Origin of the sequence: Brevibacterium casei CIP 102111, from assembly GCF_900169275.1 — a bacterium.
Classification (GTDB): Bacteria; Actinomycetota; Actinomycetes; order Actinomycetales; family Brevibacteriaceae; genus Brevibacterium; species Brevibacterium casei.
This window is the reverse complement of the sequence record NZ_FXZC01000003.1, coordinates 133,084-148,605: the sequence shown is the minus strand read 5'-3', so window position 1 is coordinate 148,605 and position 15,522 is coordinate 133,084. Positions and strand designations below refer to the sequence as shown.

Here is a 15,522-nt window from a genome sequence, read left to right as displayed (position 1 = left end):
TATGAATGACGAGGACATGAGCCACCTAGCCTCCCCGGTGACGTTCATCGGCGCCGACGCCCAGCTCGCGGCCGACATCTCGACTCAGCTCGAAACCGTCGAACGCCGCCTCTACGAGGTCACGGATCAGACCAGGAAGCTTCCCGACACCGCGTCGAAGCACCTGCTCGCCGCCGGCGGGAAACGGGCCCGTCCGAACCTCGTGCTGCTCACCGCCCGCCTCGGCGAACCTCACTGCGACGAGGTCATCGAGGCAGCGGTCGCCGTCGAGCTCATCCACCTCGCCTCCCTCTACCACGACGACGTCATGGACGACGCTCCCGTGCGCCGGGGCGCACCCGCCGCTCACGAGGTGTGGGGCAACTCCGTGGCCATCCTCACTGGGGACCTCCTCTTCTCGAAGGCCTCGCTCGTCACCGCGGGCCTCGGTCCGGAGGCTGTGAAGATCGAGTCGGAGACGTTCGAGCGCCTCGTCCTCGGCCAGCTCGCCGAGTTCGCCGGGCCCACCCCCGATGAGGATCCGATCGGGCACTACATCGACGTCCTCGCCGACAAGACGGGGTCGCTCATCGCCGCCTCTGCGCAGTTCGGGGCGATGTTCTCCGGCGCCGATCCGGCGCTCGTCGATCCCGTGCGGATCTTCGGTGAGCGCGTCGGTGTGGCCTTCCAGCTCGCCGATGACATCATCGACCTCACGACGACGGGCAGCCAGTCCGGGAAGACCCCGGGCACCGACCTGCGCGAACGCGTGCCCACTCTGCCCGTGCTCTACGTCCGTGCCGCAGCTGCCGATGGGGACGCCGAGGCGGCTCGGGTCGCCGAACTCCTCGACGCCGACCTCAGCTCGGATGCCGCCCTCGAGAAGGCACGGGCCGCGCTGGCCGCGCATCCGGTCACCGAGGCCGCCCGCGCCGAGGCGGTGCGCTGGGCGGAATCGGCGAAGGAGGCTCTCGCGCCGCTGCCGGAGGGCATCGTCAAGGAGTCCCTGTTCGAGTTCGCCGATTCCGTGGTCTCGCGCTCGCGCTGATCTGCGCCCTAGATCGTCATCCGGCGAAGGGTGAGGTAGGAGCCGAGAGCGAAGACAGCTCCGCATAGGGCGACCCACATGGTGAGTTCCACGCTGCCGGTCTCGGCGAACCACGCCCACACCTGCAGCCACGCCCGATTGACGGTGATGATGGCGATGATGCCGAGGATGGCGAAGCCGAGGGCGAAGAGGATGAGGGTGAGCGCCATCGTCCCGAAGCGTTTGAAGACGATCGCGAACCAGAATCCCAGGATGAACGCGAGCATCGTGAGGACGAAGAACGACAGCCCCGCAGCCATGGGTCCTTCTTCCCACAGCCACGGCAGGTAAGCGAAGTGGCCGCCCAGTCCGTAGCCGTTCGTCGCCTGCTCGACGAGCCCGAGCAGGACGAAGACGATCGCGATGCCCAGGGCGCTCATCGCGGCGGCGATGAGCGCACCGAGGTAGAACTCACGGCGGGTCAGCGTCATCGCCTGCGAGAAGTAGAAGGTCAGAGTCATCGCCTGGACGCCGACGACGGCGAAGTACCACAGCGGTGCCTGCGAGCCCCCACTGTACATCGTGGCCTCACCTCCGCCGCCGGCGATGATGAGGTGGATGACCAAGGTCAGTGCCCACGCGCCGGCGAGGACGACGAGGGGCACCCAGACGAATGTCTGGGGGTTGACGAACTGCAGGCGGACGGCGTTGATGAGTCTGCTGCCCCGTGAGGACGCGGTGCTCGGTGCGCTGTCGAGGGTGGCGGTCATGGCAATCGGCTCCTGATCTCTTGGTCGAGGGGTGGCTGGACGGCATCCTCGCTGGCGGTACGGCGGACGATGAGCTGCTGCAGCGAGACCGGGGTGAGATCGAGGCCCTCGCGGGCGATGAACTCCCGATCCTCGGGGCTGAGAGTGCCGAGGACGGTCACCGAGGCGACCCGCCCCAGAGTTTCGCGGTGGATGACCTCACGGCCGACGGTGAGGAAGTCGGCTGCCTCGGCGGGTCCCACGATGGTGAACGCTCGCGCCCGCGCGGTCTCCGTCGGCTCGTCCATGATGATCCGTCCCTGGTCGAGGACGATGACGTTCTCGAGGAGGTCGGCGACTTCGTCGATGAGGTGGCTGGAGAGCACGATGGTGCGGGGAACCTCCGCGTAGTCGGCGATGAGCCGGTCGTAGAAGAGCTGGCGGGCGACGGCGTCGAAGCCGAGGTAGGGCTCGTCGAAGAACGTCACCTCCGCCCTCGAAGCGAGACCGATGATGACTCCGATCGCTGACTGCTGTCCTCGCGAGAGCTTCTTGATCGCGGTCTTCAGCGGCAGCCGGAACTCGTCGACGAGGTCGGCTGCCAGCTCCTCATCCCAGCGGGGGAAGAAGAGGCGTGCAGTCGAGATCGCGTGCCGGGCCGTGGCATCGTCGGGGTAGCGCTGGTTCTCGCGGATGAAGCACATCCGTGAGAGCACACGGGAGTTCTCGCAGGGATCTGCCCCGAAGACGCGTACGGTGCCGCGGGTAGGGAAGTTCTGGGCGGTGAGGATCGACATCAAGGTGGTCTTGCCGGCCCCGTTGCGGCCGAGCAGCCCGGTGATCGTTCCCTCCTCGATCGTCAGGCTCACGTCGTCGAGCGCGGTCGTCGTCCTGTAGGCCTTGGTGAGGTCGGAGACCTCGATGACGGTGCTCATGGTCCTTCCCTTCGGTCGGGGTGGCGAGGTGGGGGCGGTTCAGCCGGTGTGGGGACTGGTCAGCTCACCGGCGCGTTCGACGATGAGCTGGGTGAGGTCGTCGGGACTGAGCCCGAGCGTGGCGGCTTCTGCGATGAGCGGGGCGATGAACCGGTCGGAGAACGCCGCTCGACGTTCGGCGATGAGGATGTCGCGAGCCCCCTCGGTGACGAACATTCCGATCCCTCGTCTCTTCTCGATGACGTTCTTCGCCACGAGGAGGTTGACACCCTTCGCCGCTGTCGCAGGGTTGATGGAGTAGAACGAGGCGAGTTCGTTCGTCGACGGCGCTCGTGAGAGCTCGGGAAGGCTGCCGTTGATGATCGAATCCTCGACCCGTTCGGCGATCTGCGTGAACAGCGGCTTGCCTTCATCCATCACCTGACGCTCCCTGTGGACTGGTTAGTTACTTAACTAACTAACCACGGAAGTGAGATGTAGGTCAAGGGCTCACTCCGACGTCAGCGGCCTTCGGCTGTGGCGGACCATGTCCGTGCACAGGAGGATGACGGCGATCCAGATGATGAGGAATCCGATCCACCGGGTCGTCGACATCGCCTCGCCGAGGACGGTGACGCCGATGATGAACTGGAGCGTCGGGGCGATGTATTGGAGCATCCCGATCCACGACAGGGGAATCCGCCTGGCGGCAGCGCCGAAGAGGATGAGCGGAATGGCCGTCACCGGTCCAGTCGCGAGGACGATGATGACGTGGAGCGGACCGAACCCGGTGAACGTCTGCGCCCCCTGCGAGCCCAGCCAAGCCAGCCAGGCGAGGCTGGGCACCGCGAGGATCGCGGTCTCGACCGTCATCCCCTCGAGCGCCCCGACCTTCGCGCCGACCTTGTTCTTCACCAGCCCGTAGAACCCGAACGAGAGCGCCACGGAGAACGCGAGGTAGGGGAAGCGGCCGAGTCCGAGGCCGACGACGATGACGGCGACGAGACCGAAGCCCACGGCAGCCCACTGCAGGGGCCGCAGCCGCTCACCCAGGAAGACGACGCCGAGGCCGATCGAGATGAGCGGGTTGAGGTAGTAGCCGAGGGAGATCTCGACGAGGTGGCCGGTGTCGATGCCGTAGATGAACGTCGTCCAGTTGATTGCGATGAGCACGGCCGCCAGGGCGAGCAGCCAGAACGTCCGACCTGACCGCACGACCTGCCAGGTGCGCGCGAAGCCGCGGGCGAATACGAGGAGGATCGTGCAGAACACGAGCGCCCAGATCACGCGGTGCGCGACGAGTTCGAGAGCGCCGGTTGGTGCCGCCGCGGCGAAGAGCAGGGGGAGGAGACCCCAGAGCAGGTAGGCGGACGTTCCGTAGATGAGGCCGAGGCGACGGAACGCGCTCTCGTCAGGGGCGGCAACAGTGTTCACAAGGAGAGTCTAGGGTTCTCCCAGCAAACTGTGGGAGTGGTCTGCCACGCGGGACGCAGAGCGCTCATTGGGACTGACGGGCCGGTGCGAGTTTCGTCACGTCTGTGTTAGGGATACCTACATCGGCGATAGAATTGACCTCGATTGTCTAGAGAGGTGTGAGAATGACCCGTCCTTTCCGTGTGGCTATTGTCGGTGCCGGTCCCGCTGGGATCTATGCGGCTGATCTGTTGACGAAGGCTGAGCGTGATTTCGAGGTCAGCATCGATCTCTTCGAGCGACTCCCCACCCCGTTCGGTCTGGTCCGCTACGGTGTGGCTCCGGATCATCCGCGGATCAAGGGCATCATCAACGCCCTGATCAAGGTCCTCGACCGGGGAGACATCCGGATGTTCTCCAACGTCGACTACGGAGTCGACATCACCCTGGACGAGCTCACCGATCGCTACGATGCCGTGATCTTCTCCACCGGCTGCTTCGTCGATGCCTCGCTGGACATCCCTGGCGTCGACCTCCCCGGTTCCTACGGTGCCGCGGACTTCGTCAACTGGTACGACGCGCACCCCGATGTGAGCCAGTCCTGGCCGCTCGAGGCTGAGCAGGTCGCGGTGATCGGCAACGGCAACGTCGCACTCGACGTCGCTCGCGTGCTTGCCAAGCAGGCCGATGACATGCATGTCACGGAGATCCCGGATCATGTGTATGAGGGTCTGAAGTCCTCGAAGGTCACCGACGTCCATGTCTTCGGGCGCAGGGGCCCCGCGCAGGCGAAGTTCACCCCGCTCGAGCTGCGGGAGCTGGGCCATGTCGCCGACGTCGATGTCATCGTCTATCCGGAGGACTTCGAGTTCGATGAGGGGTCGATGGAGGCGATCGAGTCATCGAATCAGGTCAAGCAGGTGGCGAAGACGCTGACCGATTTCACGATGCGCGAACCCACCGGTGCGAGCAGGCGTCTGCATCTGCATTTCCTCCATGCCCCCGCGGAGATCCTCGGCGATGGGAAGGTCGAAGGTCTGCGCACGGAGCGTCAGGAGCTCGACGGGACGGGCAACGTCCGGGGTACGGGCGAGTTCGTGGACTGGCCGGTTCAGGCGGTCTACCGCGCCGTCGGCTATGCCGGCTCAGCACTGCCGCAGCTGCCCTTCGATCCCCGCCGCGGGGTGATCCCGAACCATGAGGGGCGCGTCGTCGACGCCGTGGATCAGAGTGAGGCGGCCGAGTCCGATGTCGTTGCCGGCGTCTACAGCACCGGGTGGATCAAGCGGGGCCCGGTCGGCCTGATCGGTCACACGAAGGGTGATGCCCTCGAGACGATCACTCACATCCTCGCCGACCGCGCCGCCGGTGTACTGGCCGAGCCGGTCGCTCCCGCCGAGGACTCGATCGTCGAACTGCTGGAGTCCAAGGGCGTCGAGTTCGTCGACTGGCAGGGCTACCACCGCCTCGATGCCGCCGAACGGGCCGCCGGAGCGCTCGAGGGCCGTGAACGGGTGAAGATCGCCACCCGTGAGGGGATGCTCGCCGCCGCCCGCGACCACGCCGCAACCGCCTCGGCGCCGGTCTCCGGTCACTGAACCGTGCCCGCATGACCGCCGATTCCGACCTCCGTCGACACGTCGATGCCGCCTACGCCCAGCGGTACGACGTGTGGGAGGCGACGGCGACGCGGATCAAGGCCTGGCTCAAGGAGCAGCAGCGGGGCCTGCTCAAGGACAAGGACATCTCCCGCCTCGACGTCGACGGTCACCGGATCAAGGATCCGGCACGGACCCTGGCCAAGCTCGCTGAGAAGGTCGCCGCCGAACCGGACATCACGGTCATCTCGGCGGAAGACGTCGAGGACCAGATCAGGGACATCGTCGGCGTCAAGGTCCTCTGCAAATCCCCGCGTGATCAGAAGATGATGTTCGACTCCCTGCGGGACCCCGAACAGCTGGGGTCGTTCGTCCTCATCGAGGAGAAGAACTACGTCGACCGGCCCAAGCCCAGCGGCTACCGGGCCTGCCATGTCACGCTGCGCATCCCCGGCGATCACGGCGAGCCGGTGTTCGCCGAGATCCAGGTGAAGACCCGACTCCAGGACGCGTGGGGCGAGCTCACGCATGAGGACATGTACAAGCCCGGCGCGGCGATGAAGCCCAGTGAGCTCCACGGCGAGTTTGCCCGCGCGATGGCGAATATGCTCGCCACCGTCGACGAGATGGCCGATACCCTGGCAGTCGAACTCTCCGCCCTGACGAATCCCGAACCGGAGCCGGACCTCATCGCCGCAGTCGTCGAGCGTGCGGCCATCGATGTCCGCGTCCGCGCGACCGGACCGAAGTACGCCCTCGCCGTCGACAGTGCTGGCCGACAGGGACTCATCCCCGCGTTCGCCGTCCGGGAGCTCAGCGGTGAGAAGGGCACGATCAAGGTCAGCGACTTCGTCGCCGTCGACGACCGCCTCCGCGCCACCGTCGAAGAGGACTCCAAGGGCCTCTACTACATCCCCATCGCCCTCGCCGGGGACACGGGAGAATCCCAGGCCGGCTGAGGCTCAGGCGAGCCGGTCGACGAGGGCTGCGAGCCCGTCCGGGTCCTCGAGATGGGCCATGTGCCCCTGACTGGGCAGGGTATGGACTCGAGAACGCGGCGTGCGGGCGAGCACATCGTCCACCGTCGTCCCGTAGGGTGCCTCGCCGAGGTTGTCCCCGCCGACGATGACATCGATCCTCTCGGCCCGCTGGGCGAATTCCTCCGGCGCTGGGGCGGTGCCGATTGCGAGGACTTCGGGGTAGAGGGGGCGAGCAAGGGTGCGGAGTCTCTCCCATACGCGAGGATCAGCGCGCAGTCGGGCGATGTGCTCATCGTCGAATCCCGAGATGTCGCGGTTGACGATCTCGACGGATGCATCCCAGTCTGCGGCAGCGTGGGCGCGCTCGAGTGACGGCAGGGCAGGGGCACCGAACGGTGCCATCACGGGCTCGTAGGCGATGAGGTGGTCGAGGCTGCGCTCGTTCGCGCTGTGGAGGGCGACGAGTCCGCCGAAGCTCCACGCGAAGACCTGCCGGGCCCCGAACTCATCGAGGACCGCGTGGAGGTCGGCCACCTCGGCGGCGATCGAATGCGGCGAGGGCAGCGGCGTCGACGGCGGTCGCCCGCGACGATTGATCACCGCGACGACCGGCCACGACCGCAGCGCCGCGGCGAACCTCCGCCACGCATGGGAATCGCTCATCACCCCGGGGAGGACGACGAGCGTCCTCGCCGACGCCCGTGTGTGGGGCCGATCGGCGTAGACGTCGACGACGACGCGTCCGCCGTCAGGCAGCCGCATCTCTTTCTGAATCATCTGCTCCATAAATTGATTATGAAGCATCTGCTCTAGAATTCAAGGATGATCCGCGGACGGCCACCTGAATTCGATCGAGAGCACGCACTGCTCGAGGCTGCCCGCCTGTTCTGGCGGCGCGGCTACAGCGGAACGTCGACGCGGGCCCTGACCGCGGCGATCGGGATCTCAAGCTCGAGCCTCTACTCGGCGTTCGGCAGCAAGGCGGGTCTCTTCGCCGAGGCGGTGGAGGTCTACGCGGACCGGTACGCCGAGATCTACCGCAGCGCCGTCGCTGCCGATTCCATCGGCGAGGCCGTCGACGAGCTGCTGCACGAGTCGGTCATCGAATTCACCCAGGACCCCGCGGCGCATCCGGGGTGCATGGTCACCAGTGCGATCATGACGGATTCGGCCGAGACCATCGAGGCTGCCGGACACATCGCCGCCATGCAGGAAGAGGGCGCGCGTCTGCTCGAAGAGCGATTCGCCCGGGGGCTGGCTGCCGGAGAGCTCGTCGCCGGCTCCTCCCCGACAGCGCTGGCCGACGCCGTCCAAGCCGTCTGGCACGGTCTCTCAGCCCAGTCGAACCAGGGAGTGGGCCGCGACCGGCTCCTGGCAGCTGCCCGAATCGCGACCCACGCCCTGAAACAGACCTACACGGCAGTCGGCTGAGCCGCACCGATCCTCGCCAGCGCCGCATCCCGGGCGGTGACGAGGTTCGCCAGGGCCGCCTCGACCTCGGCGTAGCCACGGGTCTTCAGCCCGCAGTCGGGATTGATCCACAGGCGGCTCGCATCGACGCTCTGCAGGGCCGAGTCGACGAGTTCGGTGAGCTCCGCGACGCCCGGCACCCGCGGCGAGTGGATGTCATAGACGCCCGGACCGATGCCGCGGTCGAAGTCCGCCTCGGAGATGTCGGCGAGCACCTCCATCCGGGACCGTGCCGCCTCGATGCTCGTGACATCGGCGTCGAGGGCGTCGATCGCCTCGATGATCTCTCCGAACTCCGAATAGCACAGGTGCGTGTGGATCTGCGTCGCCAGTGCCGCGTTCGCCGCGACGAGGCGGAACGCCCGCACGGACCAGTCGAGGTAGGCGGGCCGGTCGACGCGGCGCAGCGGGAGGAGCTCGCGCAGCGCGGGTTCGTCGATCTGGATGATCCCGATTCCCGCCTCCTCGAGGTCGGCGACCTCGTCGGCGAGTGCCAGGGCGATCTGATCGGCGGACTCGGCGAGGCTGATGTCCTCCCGGGCGAACGACCACGCGAGGATCGTCACCGGGCCGGTGAGCATGCCCTTGACCGGGAGTTCGGTGCGCGAGGCGGCATACGTCGACCAGCCGACGGTGATCGGGGTGGGACGCGAGACGTCGCCGTAGAGGATCGGCGGCCGGACGCACCGGGATCCGTACGACTGGACCCAGCCGTTCTCCGTCGTCGCGAAGCCGTCGAGGTGCTCGGCGAAGTACTGGACCATGTCGTTGCGCTCGGGTTCGCCGTGGACGACGACATCGAGGCCGATGCCCTCCTGGAGGGCGACGACGCGGTCGATCTCGGCGCGCATGATCGCCTCGTACCCGGCGTCGTCGATCCGTCCGGCACGATGGTCGGCGCGGGCACGCCGGACCTCACGCGTCTGCGGGAACGACCCGATCGTCGTCGTCGGCAGCACCGGCAGGTCGAGGCTCGCCTGCGCGGCGAGCCGGTCGGCGTACGCGCCGCGCCTGCCATCATGGTCGCGCAGCGCCGCGGTGCGGTCTGCCACCGCAGGGTTGTGCACCGTCGTCGATTCGGCCCTCGTGCGCTGCGCCCGGTCGGCGCGGGCGAACGCACTCTCACGGCTCTGCCTTCCCTCGGACAGCGCCGCGGCCAGGGCCTCGACCTCGGTGACCTTCTCCTCGGCGAAGGAGAGCCAGGTCGCGACATCGACGGGCAGGGCAGGTTCGTCGGCGACGGTGTGGGGGACATGGAGCAGCGACGTCGACGTCGACACGCTCACCTCGGACTGCGGCAGCGACCGCAGGGTCTCCAGGCTCGCCGTGAGGTCGTTCGCCCACACATTGCGGCCGTCGACGATGCCGGCGACGAGGCGCACGGACGATGGGACCGCCTCGCCGAGGCGATCGACGTACCCGGGATCGAGCGTGCGGGCGGCCGGGGAGAGGTCGACCCCGAGCGCCCCGATCCCGGAGTCCGCCAGCGCGGGCAGGCCCGCCCGCAGTGAACCGTACGGGGCGGTGACGAGGAGCCGGGAGTGGGGGAGGGCCGAGTTCAGCGTCGCATAGGTCCGGGCGGCCGCCTCGGCGAGCTCTTCATCGGAGTACTCCCCGGAGTCGGTGACGAGGGCGGGTTCGTCGAGCTGGATCCACTCGACGCCGGCGGCGGAGAGGATGCTGAGGACGTCGAGGTAGACCGCGGTGAGCTCGTCGAGGCGCTCGAGCGGCGAGGTCGCCGTCCCGGGCGCCGTCTTCGCCAGGGTGAGGAGGGTGACGGGACCGACGAGGACGGGCCGGACACGGTGCCCGGCGGTCCGCGCCTCGGAGACGAGGGTGAGCAGGTGCTGGGGGTGGGCCTTGAACGTCGTCGCATCCTCGAGCTCGGGCACGAGGTAGTGGTAGTTCGTGTCGAACCACTTCGTCATCTCCAGCGGGGAGCGGTCGGCCGTGCCGCGGGCCAGGGCGAAGTACTCACCGAGGTCGAAGTCCGTCCCCAGCGTCGCCGAGGGGATGAGCCCGACGGTGAGCGCGGTGTCGAGGACGTGGTCGTAGTGGCTGTGGGTCGCGGGGATCGCGTAGTCCTCGGTGAGGCCGAGTTCGCGCAGCCGGTGGTAGGTCTGCACCCGCAGGGAGCGGGTCGTCTGTGCGAACTCGCCGGTGTCGATGCGCCCGGCCCAGAGGGATTCGAGGGCGGTCTTGAGTTCGCGGCGGCGTCCGATGCGCGGGTAGCCGGTGATCGTGGCGGCAGGGAACGGGGTGGTCATGTCTCTCCTTCGGTGGTGGTGACGTGGTTGTGCGGCGGTCAGGACGGTTGCGGGGCGGACGCGGGCACCGGGGCGGGTGCCGAGTCGAGGCGGATGCCCAGGCGGTCGAGCATCTCGAGGAGGTCGAGCGTGGTCGCCCGGTCGTTGAACGTGTAGATGTGGAGTCCGTCGGCGCCGCCGGCGAGGATCGCGGCGATGTGCTCGGCGGTCATCTCGAGGCCGATGCGGCGAGCGGTCGCGGGATCCGCCGCGCCGTCGAAGCGGCGGAGCAGGTCATCGGGCACGGGCAGACCGGAGAGGCGGCTCATCGTGTGCAGTCGTCGCGAATCGGTGACGGGGAGGACGCCGGGGATGAGGGGGATCGTGATCCCCGCGAGTTCCGACCGGCGCCGCAGGTCCGCGTACGCGCGCGGGTCGAAGAAGAGCTGGGTGATGGCGAAATCTGCGCCGAGGCGCTGCTTGGCCGCGAGCACGTCGAGGTCCTCGTCGGGACCGGAGGATTCGGGATGCCCGGACGGGTACGCGGCGACCCCGATCCCGAGCCGTCCCGCAGCGAGCCGGGCGGTGTTCGCGGATTCGATCTCGCGCAGCAGGTGGACGAGGGCGTCGGCGTGGGGGAGATGGCCGTCGGGCACCGCGGTCGCACCGTCGGGGAAGTCCCCGCGGATCGCGAGGAATCCGCGCACCCCGACGCCGAGGAGGTGGTGGATCCACGTGGTCAGCTCGGCGCGGGTGCCCGCGGTGCAGGCGAGATGGGCGAGCGGGCGCAGGTGCGTGGTGGCGGTGACGAGGCGGATGAAGTCGGCGGTGCCGTGCAGCCAGCCGCTCTTCGCCGAGCTCGTCACCGCGAGATAGTCGGGGTCGAGTGCGTCAAGTTCGGCGAGCAGCGCGGGCAGGGTCGCCGCCTGGGCCTGTGAGCGGGGTGGGATGACTTCGAAGGAGAGCGCAAGCCGACGTTGCGGGTCGTTGTCGAGGTCGGTCTCGAGGGCGTTCTCCGGCGCCGAGGCGGATGTGCGCAGCCGTGGCCTGCCGGTGAGGGAGAGACCGATCGGGGGCCGCTGGGCGACGTCCCGGAAGGTCGAATCGAGTGTGGGGTCGGCGTGGGTGAGTGTCGTTGACATGCCGTCATCGTGCCAAGCCCCTCGCCGAGGCGGTGGGGAAGCCGATGATCGGTGTCACGGTCCGACACACACCGGTCGCAGACGGTCGCGGAAGGTCACGGGACGACGGATTCCGTCATCTGCCGCGTCGACCGATGTGGGCCGAATATACGGCAGCGCCCGGCTCGACGAGGGCGAGCCGGGCGCTGTGGGGTGTCGGTGGTTCAGCGGTAGTTGGTGAACTGGAGGTCGACATCGAGGTCCTTGCCCTTGAGGAGGGCGATGACCTCCTGGAGGTCGTCGCGCTTCTTCGAGCTCACGCGCAGTTCGTCCCCCTGGATCTGGGCCTTGACGCCCTTGGGGCCCTCGTCGCGAATGATCTTCGAGATCTTCTTCGCCTCGTCCTTGTCGATGCCCTCCTTGAGAGAGGCGTCGATGCGGTACTCCTTGCCCGAAGGGTAGGGGTCGCCGTCGTCGAGGGACTTGAGCGAGATGCCGCGCTTGACGAGCTTGGACTGGAAGACGTCGAGGATCGCCTTGACGCGGTCCTCGCTGTTGGCCTTCATGAGCACGGCTTCACCGCTCCACGCGATCGACGCGTCGGTGCCGCGGAAGTCGTAGCGGGAGCCGACCTCCTTCGCGGCCTGGTTGAGGGCGTTGTCGGCCTCCTGTCGATCGACCTTGCTGACGATATCGAATGACGATTCGCTGGCCATGGGCGCTCCTTTGTCATAGATTGCGATGCCGGTCTGTTCTGCGCAGAAGTCTAGTCGAGTGATCCCGCTGTGACCTGCGTCAACCGAGTTGGCAATCGCGTCACGGGCCTAGTATTCTTCTTGAGTGCTCTTCGAGCGCGCACTGCGGCAGATTGCCCGAGCGGCCAAAGGGAGCTGACTGTAAATCAGCCGGCATTGCCTTCGCAGGTTCGAATCCTGCATCTGCCACGCAGAACCACAGGGCCCGATGCTCAGCGGAAACGCTGAGCATCGGGCCCTGTGACGTTGTCACACCGCTGTGCAGCCCCTACCGTGGAAGGACGACCGTCTGCGGGGGGAGGGACCATGGAGAAGAAGGAACCGCCTCGGCGGATCAACTCACTCTCCGATCGCACCGAGATCGTCGAATCCGCCCTCGACCGCGCGATCAAGCGCGGCGACTTCGACGACCTGCCCGGCATGGGCAAGCCGCTGCGCGGCCTCCACAACTCCGAGGATCCCGACTGGTGGATCAAGCAGAAGCTCGATTCCGAGGACATCAGCGGTGTCGCTCCGGCAGCCTTCCAACTGCGCAAAGAGAACGCCGTCCTCGAGGACACGCTCGATGAGTTCGCTCGCGAATCCGATGTCCGCGCCTACCTCGCCGGGTTCAACGCCCGCGTCCGGGAGGCGATCATGGACCTGCGCGGCGGCCCTCCCGTGTTCACCCCGCCCCGTGACATCGACGCCGAGGTGATCGCCTGGCGTGCGCGCCGCGTCGCCGCCCGTGAGGCAGCGGAAGGAGCCGGTGAGCAACCCGGTGATGCGACGCCGGCACCCGACTCTGCCGCCAAGCCGCGGTGGTGGCACCGCTGGCGCCGACGGCGCTGACGCCGGTCTCGGGGAGGTGCGCCCGAGGTCAGGAGCGAGCAGCGGCGACGAGTCGCCGGGCCGCGAGATGGGCGAGCACGACGGCCTGCTCGGCGAGGACGGAGTCGTCGAAGACGACGAACGGCGAATGGTTGTCGCCCTGCCGCTCCTCGGGCACGTCGCTGCGCTTCGCCCCGATCATCATGTACGTGCCCGGCACCTGGTCGAGGACGAAGGAGAAGTCCTCGCTCGGCATGATCGGATGCGCGAGCACCTCGACCCGTTCGGGCCCGAGCAGGTCCCGCAGCTCGTCGAGCACCCACGCGGTCTCAGCGGCATCGTTGACGGTCACGGGGTACTGGACCTCGAACTCCACCTCGGCGGTGCATCCATGGGCTGCGGCGATGCCTTCGGCAAGCTGCCGCGACCGATCCCGCACGGTGGCCAGGGACTCCTCGGACAGGGTGCGCACGGTCGCCCCGAGCGACGCCTCGGCGGGGATGACGTTGACGGCCTCGCCGGCACTCAGCTGGGTCACGCTCAACGCGATCGGGTCGAAGACGTCGATCCGGCGACTGACCATGGTCTGCAGGGCGGTGACGATCTCAGCGAGGGCGGGCACCGGATCGACCGCGCTCGTCGGCTGTGACCCATGTCCGCCGCGCCCGCGGACGGTGATGCGCAGGACGTTCGACCCGGCCTGCAGGGTGCCCGGCCTCGTCGAGACGATCCCGCGCTCGCCGACGTGGACGTGGACTCCGAACGCGGCGACGGCCCGGGATCCGGCGGCGTCGAGGACGCCCTCGTCGATCATCACCGAGGCCCCGTCGTACCCCTCCTCGCCGGGCTGGAACATGAAGACGACGTCGCCGGCCAGCTCTGCCCGTCGGGCCGCGAGCAGGCGCATCGCCCCGACGAGGCCGGCGGTGTGGAGGTCGTGCCCGCACGCGTGCATGTTCCCGTTCGTCGCCGCGAACGGCTCGTCGGTGGCCTCGGCGACGGGCAGGGCATCCATGTCACCGCGGAGCAGGACCGCGGGCGCCTGCGCCGGACGCTCGGGGTGGGTGCCGCGCAGCACCGCGACCACCGAGGTGGTGCCCTCACCCGTCGTCACCTCGACGTCGAGACCGGCGATCGCGTCGAGCACAGCCGCCTGGGTGCGGGGCAGGTCGAGGCCGACCTCGGGGTGGGCATGGAGGTCGCGACGCAGGGTCTGGAGGTCGGGGAGGAGGTCGGCCGCCTCGGCGAGGAGATCGCTCACAGCAGGGAGACGAGGATGCTGGCGATGACGACGGAGCCGGCGCTCACCGAGGTGAATCCGCCGACGAGCATCGGCGGGAGCATGACGTTGAGGAGGGCTTCCTTCTCGTCGTCGTCACGGGCGATCGACCGGGCGACCTCGTTGGTGAGCAGGTAGTCGGCGGGGAAGCCGTACATCGCGGTCAGGGCCACCGACATGCCCAGCGGGGCCTTCCATCGGAGCAGCTTCGTGGCGATGAACCCGCCGATGACGATGCCCGCGCCGCCGACGATGAGGATCGCGATCGTCGGGAGGAACGCGCGGATGACGTCGTCGACGGAGGCGGCGACGAGTGGGGCCATGACGATCGCGATGACACCGGCCATGGCGATGCCGAAGGAATTCGAGCGCTCCATCGCCTTGTCGGGGGAGAGCCCGATCGCGGTGGCGAGGATGCCGAGGATGAGCGCGAGGATCGAGGACGGGATGTGGGTGGGGATCGCGAACAGGGTCGCGACCGTACCGCCGACGAGGACGAGGAAGAGCATGAAGAGCTGATTGTCGACGAGGTAGCCCGGCAGGGTGACGAGCTTCTTCTTCGTCGCCGCCTGAGCCTCCTCCTCGTGGTGGGCGAGGGCGAGTTCGTGGAGTTCGCCGCTGTCGCGCAGCTTCGTCGCGTACCGGCGCAGGAGGAAGTTCGTCAGCGGCATCGACGGCAGCGACTGGAGCATGAGGACGAGGGCGGGGAGGACGATGATCGACGAGGCGGCGCCCGCCGCGGTCAGTCCCTCGGTGGTGAGGCTGGTGGCGACGATGCCGCCGGCGAGCGGTCCCGAACCTGCGACGAAGGTCTCGAACCCGAAGAGCGGAGCGACAACGGCGAGGATGAGGAGGACGGCGACGAGCATGCCGGAGACCGCGATGATCACCGAGCGCCACTGCTTGAGCATGATCCGCAGCGGGATGAGCGTGCCCATGTGGAAGAGCAGCGGGGCGACGAGGATCGTGTAGATCTGGACGAGCATCGAGTCGTCGACGACGGACTCCGGGACGATGCCGAGCTTCGCGAAGATGAAGACGCCGAGCATCGCGACGAGGAGGCTCGGGATGCGCGCCTTCGACCAGATGGAGACCAACTCGCCGAGAGCGATGAAGGCGAGAAGGATGGTGGCGGCGAAGATAGCCTCCATGACGGACCTTTCGACAGGCTGCGATGGAAC

At 67.9% G+C, this 15,522-nt stretch carries 15 protein-coding genes and 1 tRNA gene; 6 read left to right on the top strand and 10 right to left on the bottom strand.

From position 1 onward, the window contains the following. The first annotated feature begins 16 nt into the window (after positions 1-16). The gene (locus BC102111_RS07655) at positions 17-1,027 is read left to right on the top strand and encodes a polyprenyl synthetase family protein (RefSeq protein ID WP_101624212.1); all 1,011 of its coding nucleotides are present in this window, start codon (positions 17-19) and stop codon (positions 1,025-1,027) included. Between the two features lie 8 nt (positions 1,028-1,035). On the opposite strand, the gene BC102111_RS07650 is transcribed toward BC102111_RS07655, so the two are convergent. From BC102111_RS07650 to rarD, 4 genes are all read right to left on the bottom strand, one after another. After that, complete coding sequence (locus BC102111_RS07650) at positions 1,036-1,776, bottom strand: hypothetical protein (protein WP_101623962.1); 741 nt, start codon at positions 1,774-1,776, stop codon at positions 1,036-1,038. Further along, positions 1,773-2,690, bottom strand: coding sequence for an ABC transporter ATP-binding protein (locus BC102111_RS07645; RefSeq protein WP_101623961.1), 918 nt, complete (start codon positions 2,688-2,690; stop codon positions 1,773-1,775). The genes BC102111_RS07650 and BC102111_RS07645 overlap by 4 nt, the downstream gene beginning before the upstream one ends. A 39-nt stretch (positions 2,691-2,729) precedes the next feature. After that, positions 2,730-3,110, bottom strand: coding sequence for a GntR family transcriptional regulator (locus tag BC102111_RS07640; protein WP_101623960.1), 381 nt, complete (start codon positions 3,108-3,110; stop codon positions 2,730-2,732). A 69-nt stretch (positions 3,111-3,179) separates the two neighbouring features. Continuing rightward, the gene (gene rarD, locus BC102111_RS07635) at positions 3,180-4,103 is read right to left on the bottom strand and encodes an EamA family transporter RarD (RefSeq protein WP_009379055.1); all 924 of its coding nucleotides are present in this window, start codon (positions 4,101-4,103) and stop codon (positions 3,180-3,182) included. A 164-nt stretch (positions 4,104-4,267) separates the two neighbouring features. Between rarD and BC102111_RS07630 the strand changes: the two genes are divergently transcribed. Next, positions 4,268-5,680 (top strand): FAD-dependent oxidoreductase, encoded by a 1,413-nt coding sequence (locus BC102111_RS07630; RefSeq protein WP_101623959.1) that lies wholly within the window; start codon positions 4,268-4,270, stop codon positions 5,678-5,680. An 11-nt stretch (positions 5,681-5,691) separates the two neighbouring features. Then, positions 5,692-6,639 carry a GTP pyrophosphokinase gene (locus BC102111_RS07625; RefSeq protein ID WP_101623958.1) on the top strand — a complete coding sequence of 316 codons (948 nt, stop codon included), beginning with the start codon at positions 5,692-5,694 and terminating at the stop codon, positions 6,637-6,639. A 3-nt stretch (positions 6,640-6,642) separates the two neighbouring features. On the opposite strand, the gene BC102111_RS07620 is transcribed toward BC102111_RS07625, so the two are convergent. Continuing rightward, the gene (locus BC102111_RS07620; RefSeq protein WP_223290031.1) at positions 6,643-7,437 is read right to left on the bottom strand and encodes an alpha/beta fold hydrolase; all 795 of its coding nucleotides are present in this window, start codon (positions 7,435-7,437) and stop codon (positions 6,643-6,645) included. 45 nt (positions 7,438-7,482) lie between these two features. Between BC102111_RS07620 and BC102111_RS07615 the strand changes: the two genes are divergently transcribed. Next, positions 7,483-8,091: a TetR/AcrR family transcriptional regulator gene (locus tag BC102111_RS07615; RefSeq protein WP_101623957.1), complete on the top strand. Its 609-nt coding sequence runs from the start codon at positions 7,483-7,485 to the stop codon at positions 8,089-8,091. On the opposite strand, the gene metE is transcribed toward BC102111_RS07615, so the two are convergent. The 3 genes from metE to BC102111_RS07600 all read right to left on the bottom strand — a co-directional run bounded on the left by metE (position 8,073) and on the right by BC102111_RS07600 (position 12,213). Further along, on the bottom strand, positions 8,073-10,397 hold the full coding sequence (gene metE, locus BC102111_RS07610) for a 5-methyltetrahydropteroyltriglutamate--homocysteine S-methyltransferase (RefSeq protein WP_101623956.1): 2,325 nt from the start codon (positions 10,395-10,397) through the stop codon (positions 8,073-8,075). The two genes, BC102111_RS07615 and metE, sit on opposite strands and share 19 nt — an antisense overlap. A gap of 38 nt (positions 10,398-10,435) precedes the next feature. Continuing rightward, the gene (locus BC102111_RS07605; protein WP_180960592.1) at positions 10,436-11,518 is read right to left on the bottom strand and encodes a methylenetetrahydrofolate reductase; all 1,083 of its coding nucleotides are present in this window, start codon (positions 11,516-11,518) and stop codon (positions 10,436-10,438) included. 203 nt (positions 11,519-11,721) lie between these two features. Continuing rightward, entirely contained in the window at positions 11,722-12,213 is a 492-nt protein-coding gene (locus tag BC102111_RS07600) for a YajQ family cyclic di-GMP-binding protein (protein ID WP_101623955.1), read from the bottom strand. A 146-nt stretch (positions 12,214-12,359) separates the two neighbouring features. Between BC102111_RS07600 and BC102111_RS07595 the strand changes: the two genes are divergently transcribed. Next, a tRNA-Tyr gene (locus BC102111_RS07595) sits at positions 12,360-12,441 on the top strand. 117 nt (positions 12,442-12,558) lie between these two features. Next, positions 12,559-13,083 (top strand): DnaJ family domain-containing protein, encoded by a 525-nt coding sequence (locus tag BC102111_RS07590; RefSeq protein ID WP_063249204.1) that lies wholly within the window; start codon positions 12,559-12,561, stop codon positions 13,081-13,083. A gap of 28 nt (positions 13,084-13,111) precedes the next feature. On the opposite strand, the gene BC102111_RS07585 is transcribed toward BC102111_RS07590, so the two are convergent. Together BC102111_RS07585 and BC102111_RS07580 are read right to left on the bottom strand one after the other, a co-directional pair. Next, positions 13,112-14,323 carry a M20 metallopeptidase family protein gene (locus tag BC102111_RS07585; protein ID WP_101623954.1) on the bottom strand — a complete coding sequence of 404 codons (1,212 nt, stop codon included), beginning with the start codon at positions 14,321-14,323 and terminating at the stop codon, positions 13,112-13,114. Further along, complete coding sequence (locus tag BC102111_RS07580) at positions 14,320-15,492, bottom strand: hypothetical protein (protein ID WP_101623953.1); 1,173 nt, start codon at positions 15,490-15,492, stop codon at positions 14,320-14,322. Before BC102111_RS07580 ends, BC102111_RS07585 begins: the two co-directional genes overlap by 4 nt. Positions 15,493-15,522: the final 30 nt, after the last annotated feature.

Coding starts and splice junctions, on each gene's coding strand:
- BC102111_RS07655 (WP_101624212.1), top strand. CDS start 17: ATGAGCCACCTAGCCTCCCCGGTGACGTTCATCGGCGCCGACGCCCAG.
- BC102111_RS07650 (WP_101623962.1), bottom strand. CDS start 1,776: ATGACCGCCACCCTCGACAGCGCACCGAGCACCGCGTCCTCACGGGGC.
- BC102111_RS07645 (WP_101623961.1), bottom strand. CDS start 2,690: ATGAGCACCGTCATCGAGGTCTCCGACCTCACCAAGGCCTACAGGACG.
- BC102111_RS07630 (WP_101623959.1), top strand. CDS start 4,268: ATGACCCGTCCTTTCCGTGTGGCTATTGTCGGTGCCGGTCCCGCTGGG.
- BC102111_RS07625 (WP_101623958.1), top strand. CDS start 5,692: ATGACCGCCGATTCCGACCTCCGTCGACACGTCGATGCCGCCTACGCC.
- BC102111_RS07620 (WP_223290031.1), bottom strand. CDS start 7,437: ATGATTCAGAAAGAGATGCGGCTGCCTGACGGCGGACGCGTCGTCGTC.
- BC102111_RS07615 (WP_101623957.1), top strand. CDS start 7,483: ATGATCCGCGGACGGCCACCTGAATTCGATCGAGAGCACGCACTGCTC.
- metE (WP_101623956.1), bottom strand. CDS start 10,397: ATGACCACCCCGTTCCCTGCCGCCACGATCACCGGCTACCCGCGCATC.
- BC102111_RS07605 (WP_180960592.1), bottom strand. CDS start 11,518: ATGTCAACGACACTCACCCACGCCGACCCCACACTCGATTCGACCTTC.
- BC102111_RS07600 (WP_101623955.1), bottom strand. CDS start 12,213: ATGGCCAGCGAATCGTCATTCGATATCGTCAGCAAGGTCGATCGACAG.
- BC102111_RS07590 (WP_063249204.1), top strand. CDS start 12,559: ATGGAGAAGAAGGAACCGCCTCGGCGGATCAACTCACTCTCCGATCGC.
- BC102111_RS07580 (WP_101623953.1), bottom strand. CDS start 15,492: ATGGAGGCTATCTTCGCCGCCACCATCCTTCTCGCCTTCATCGCTCTC.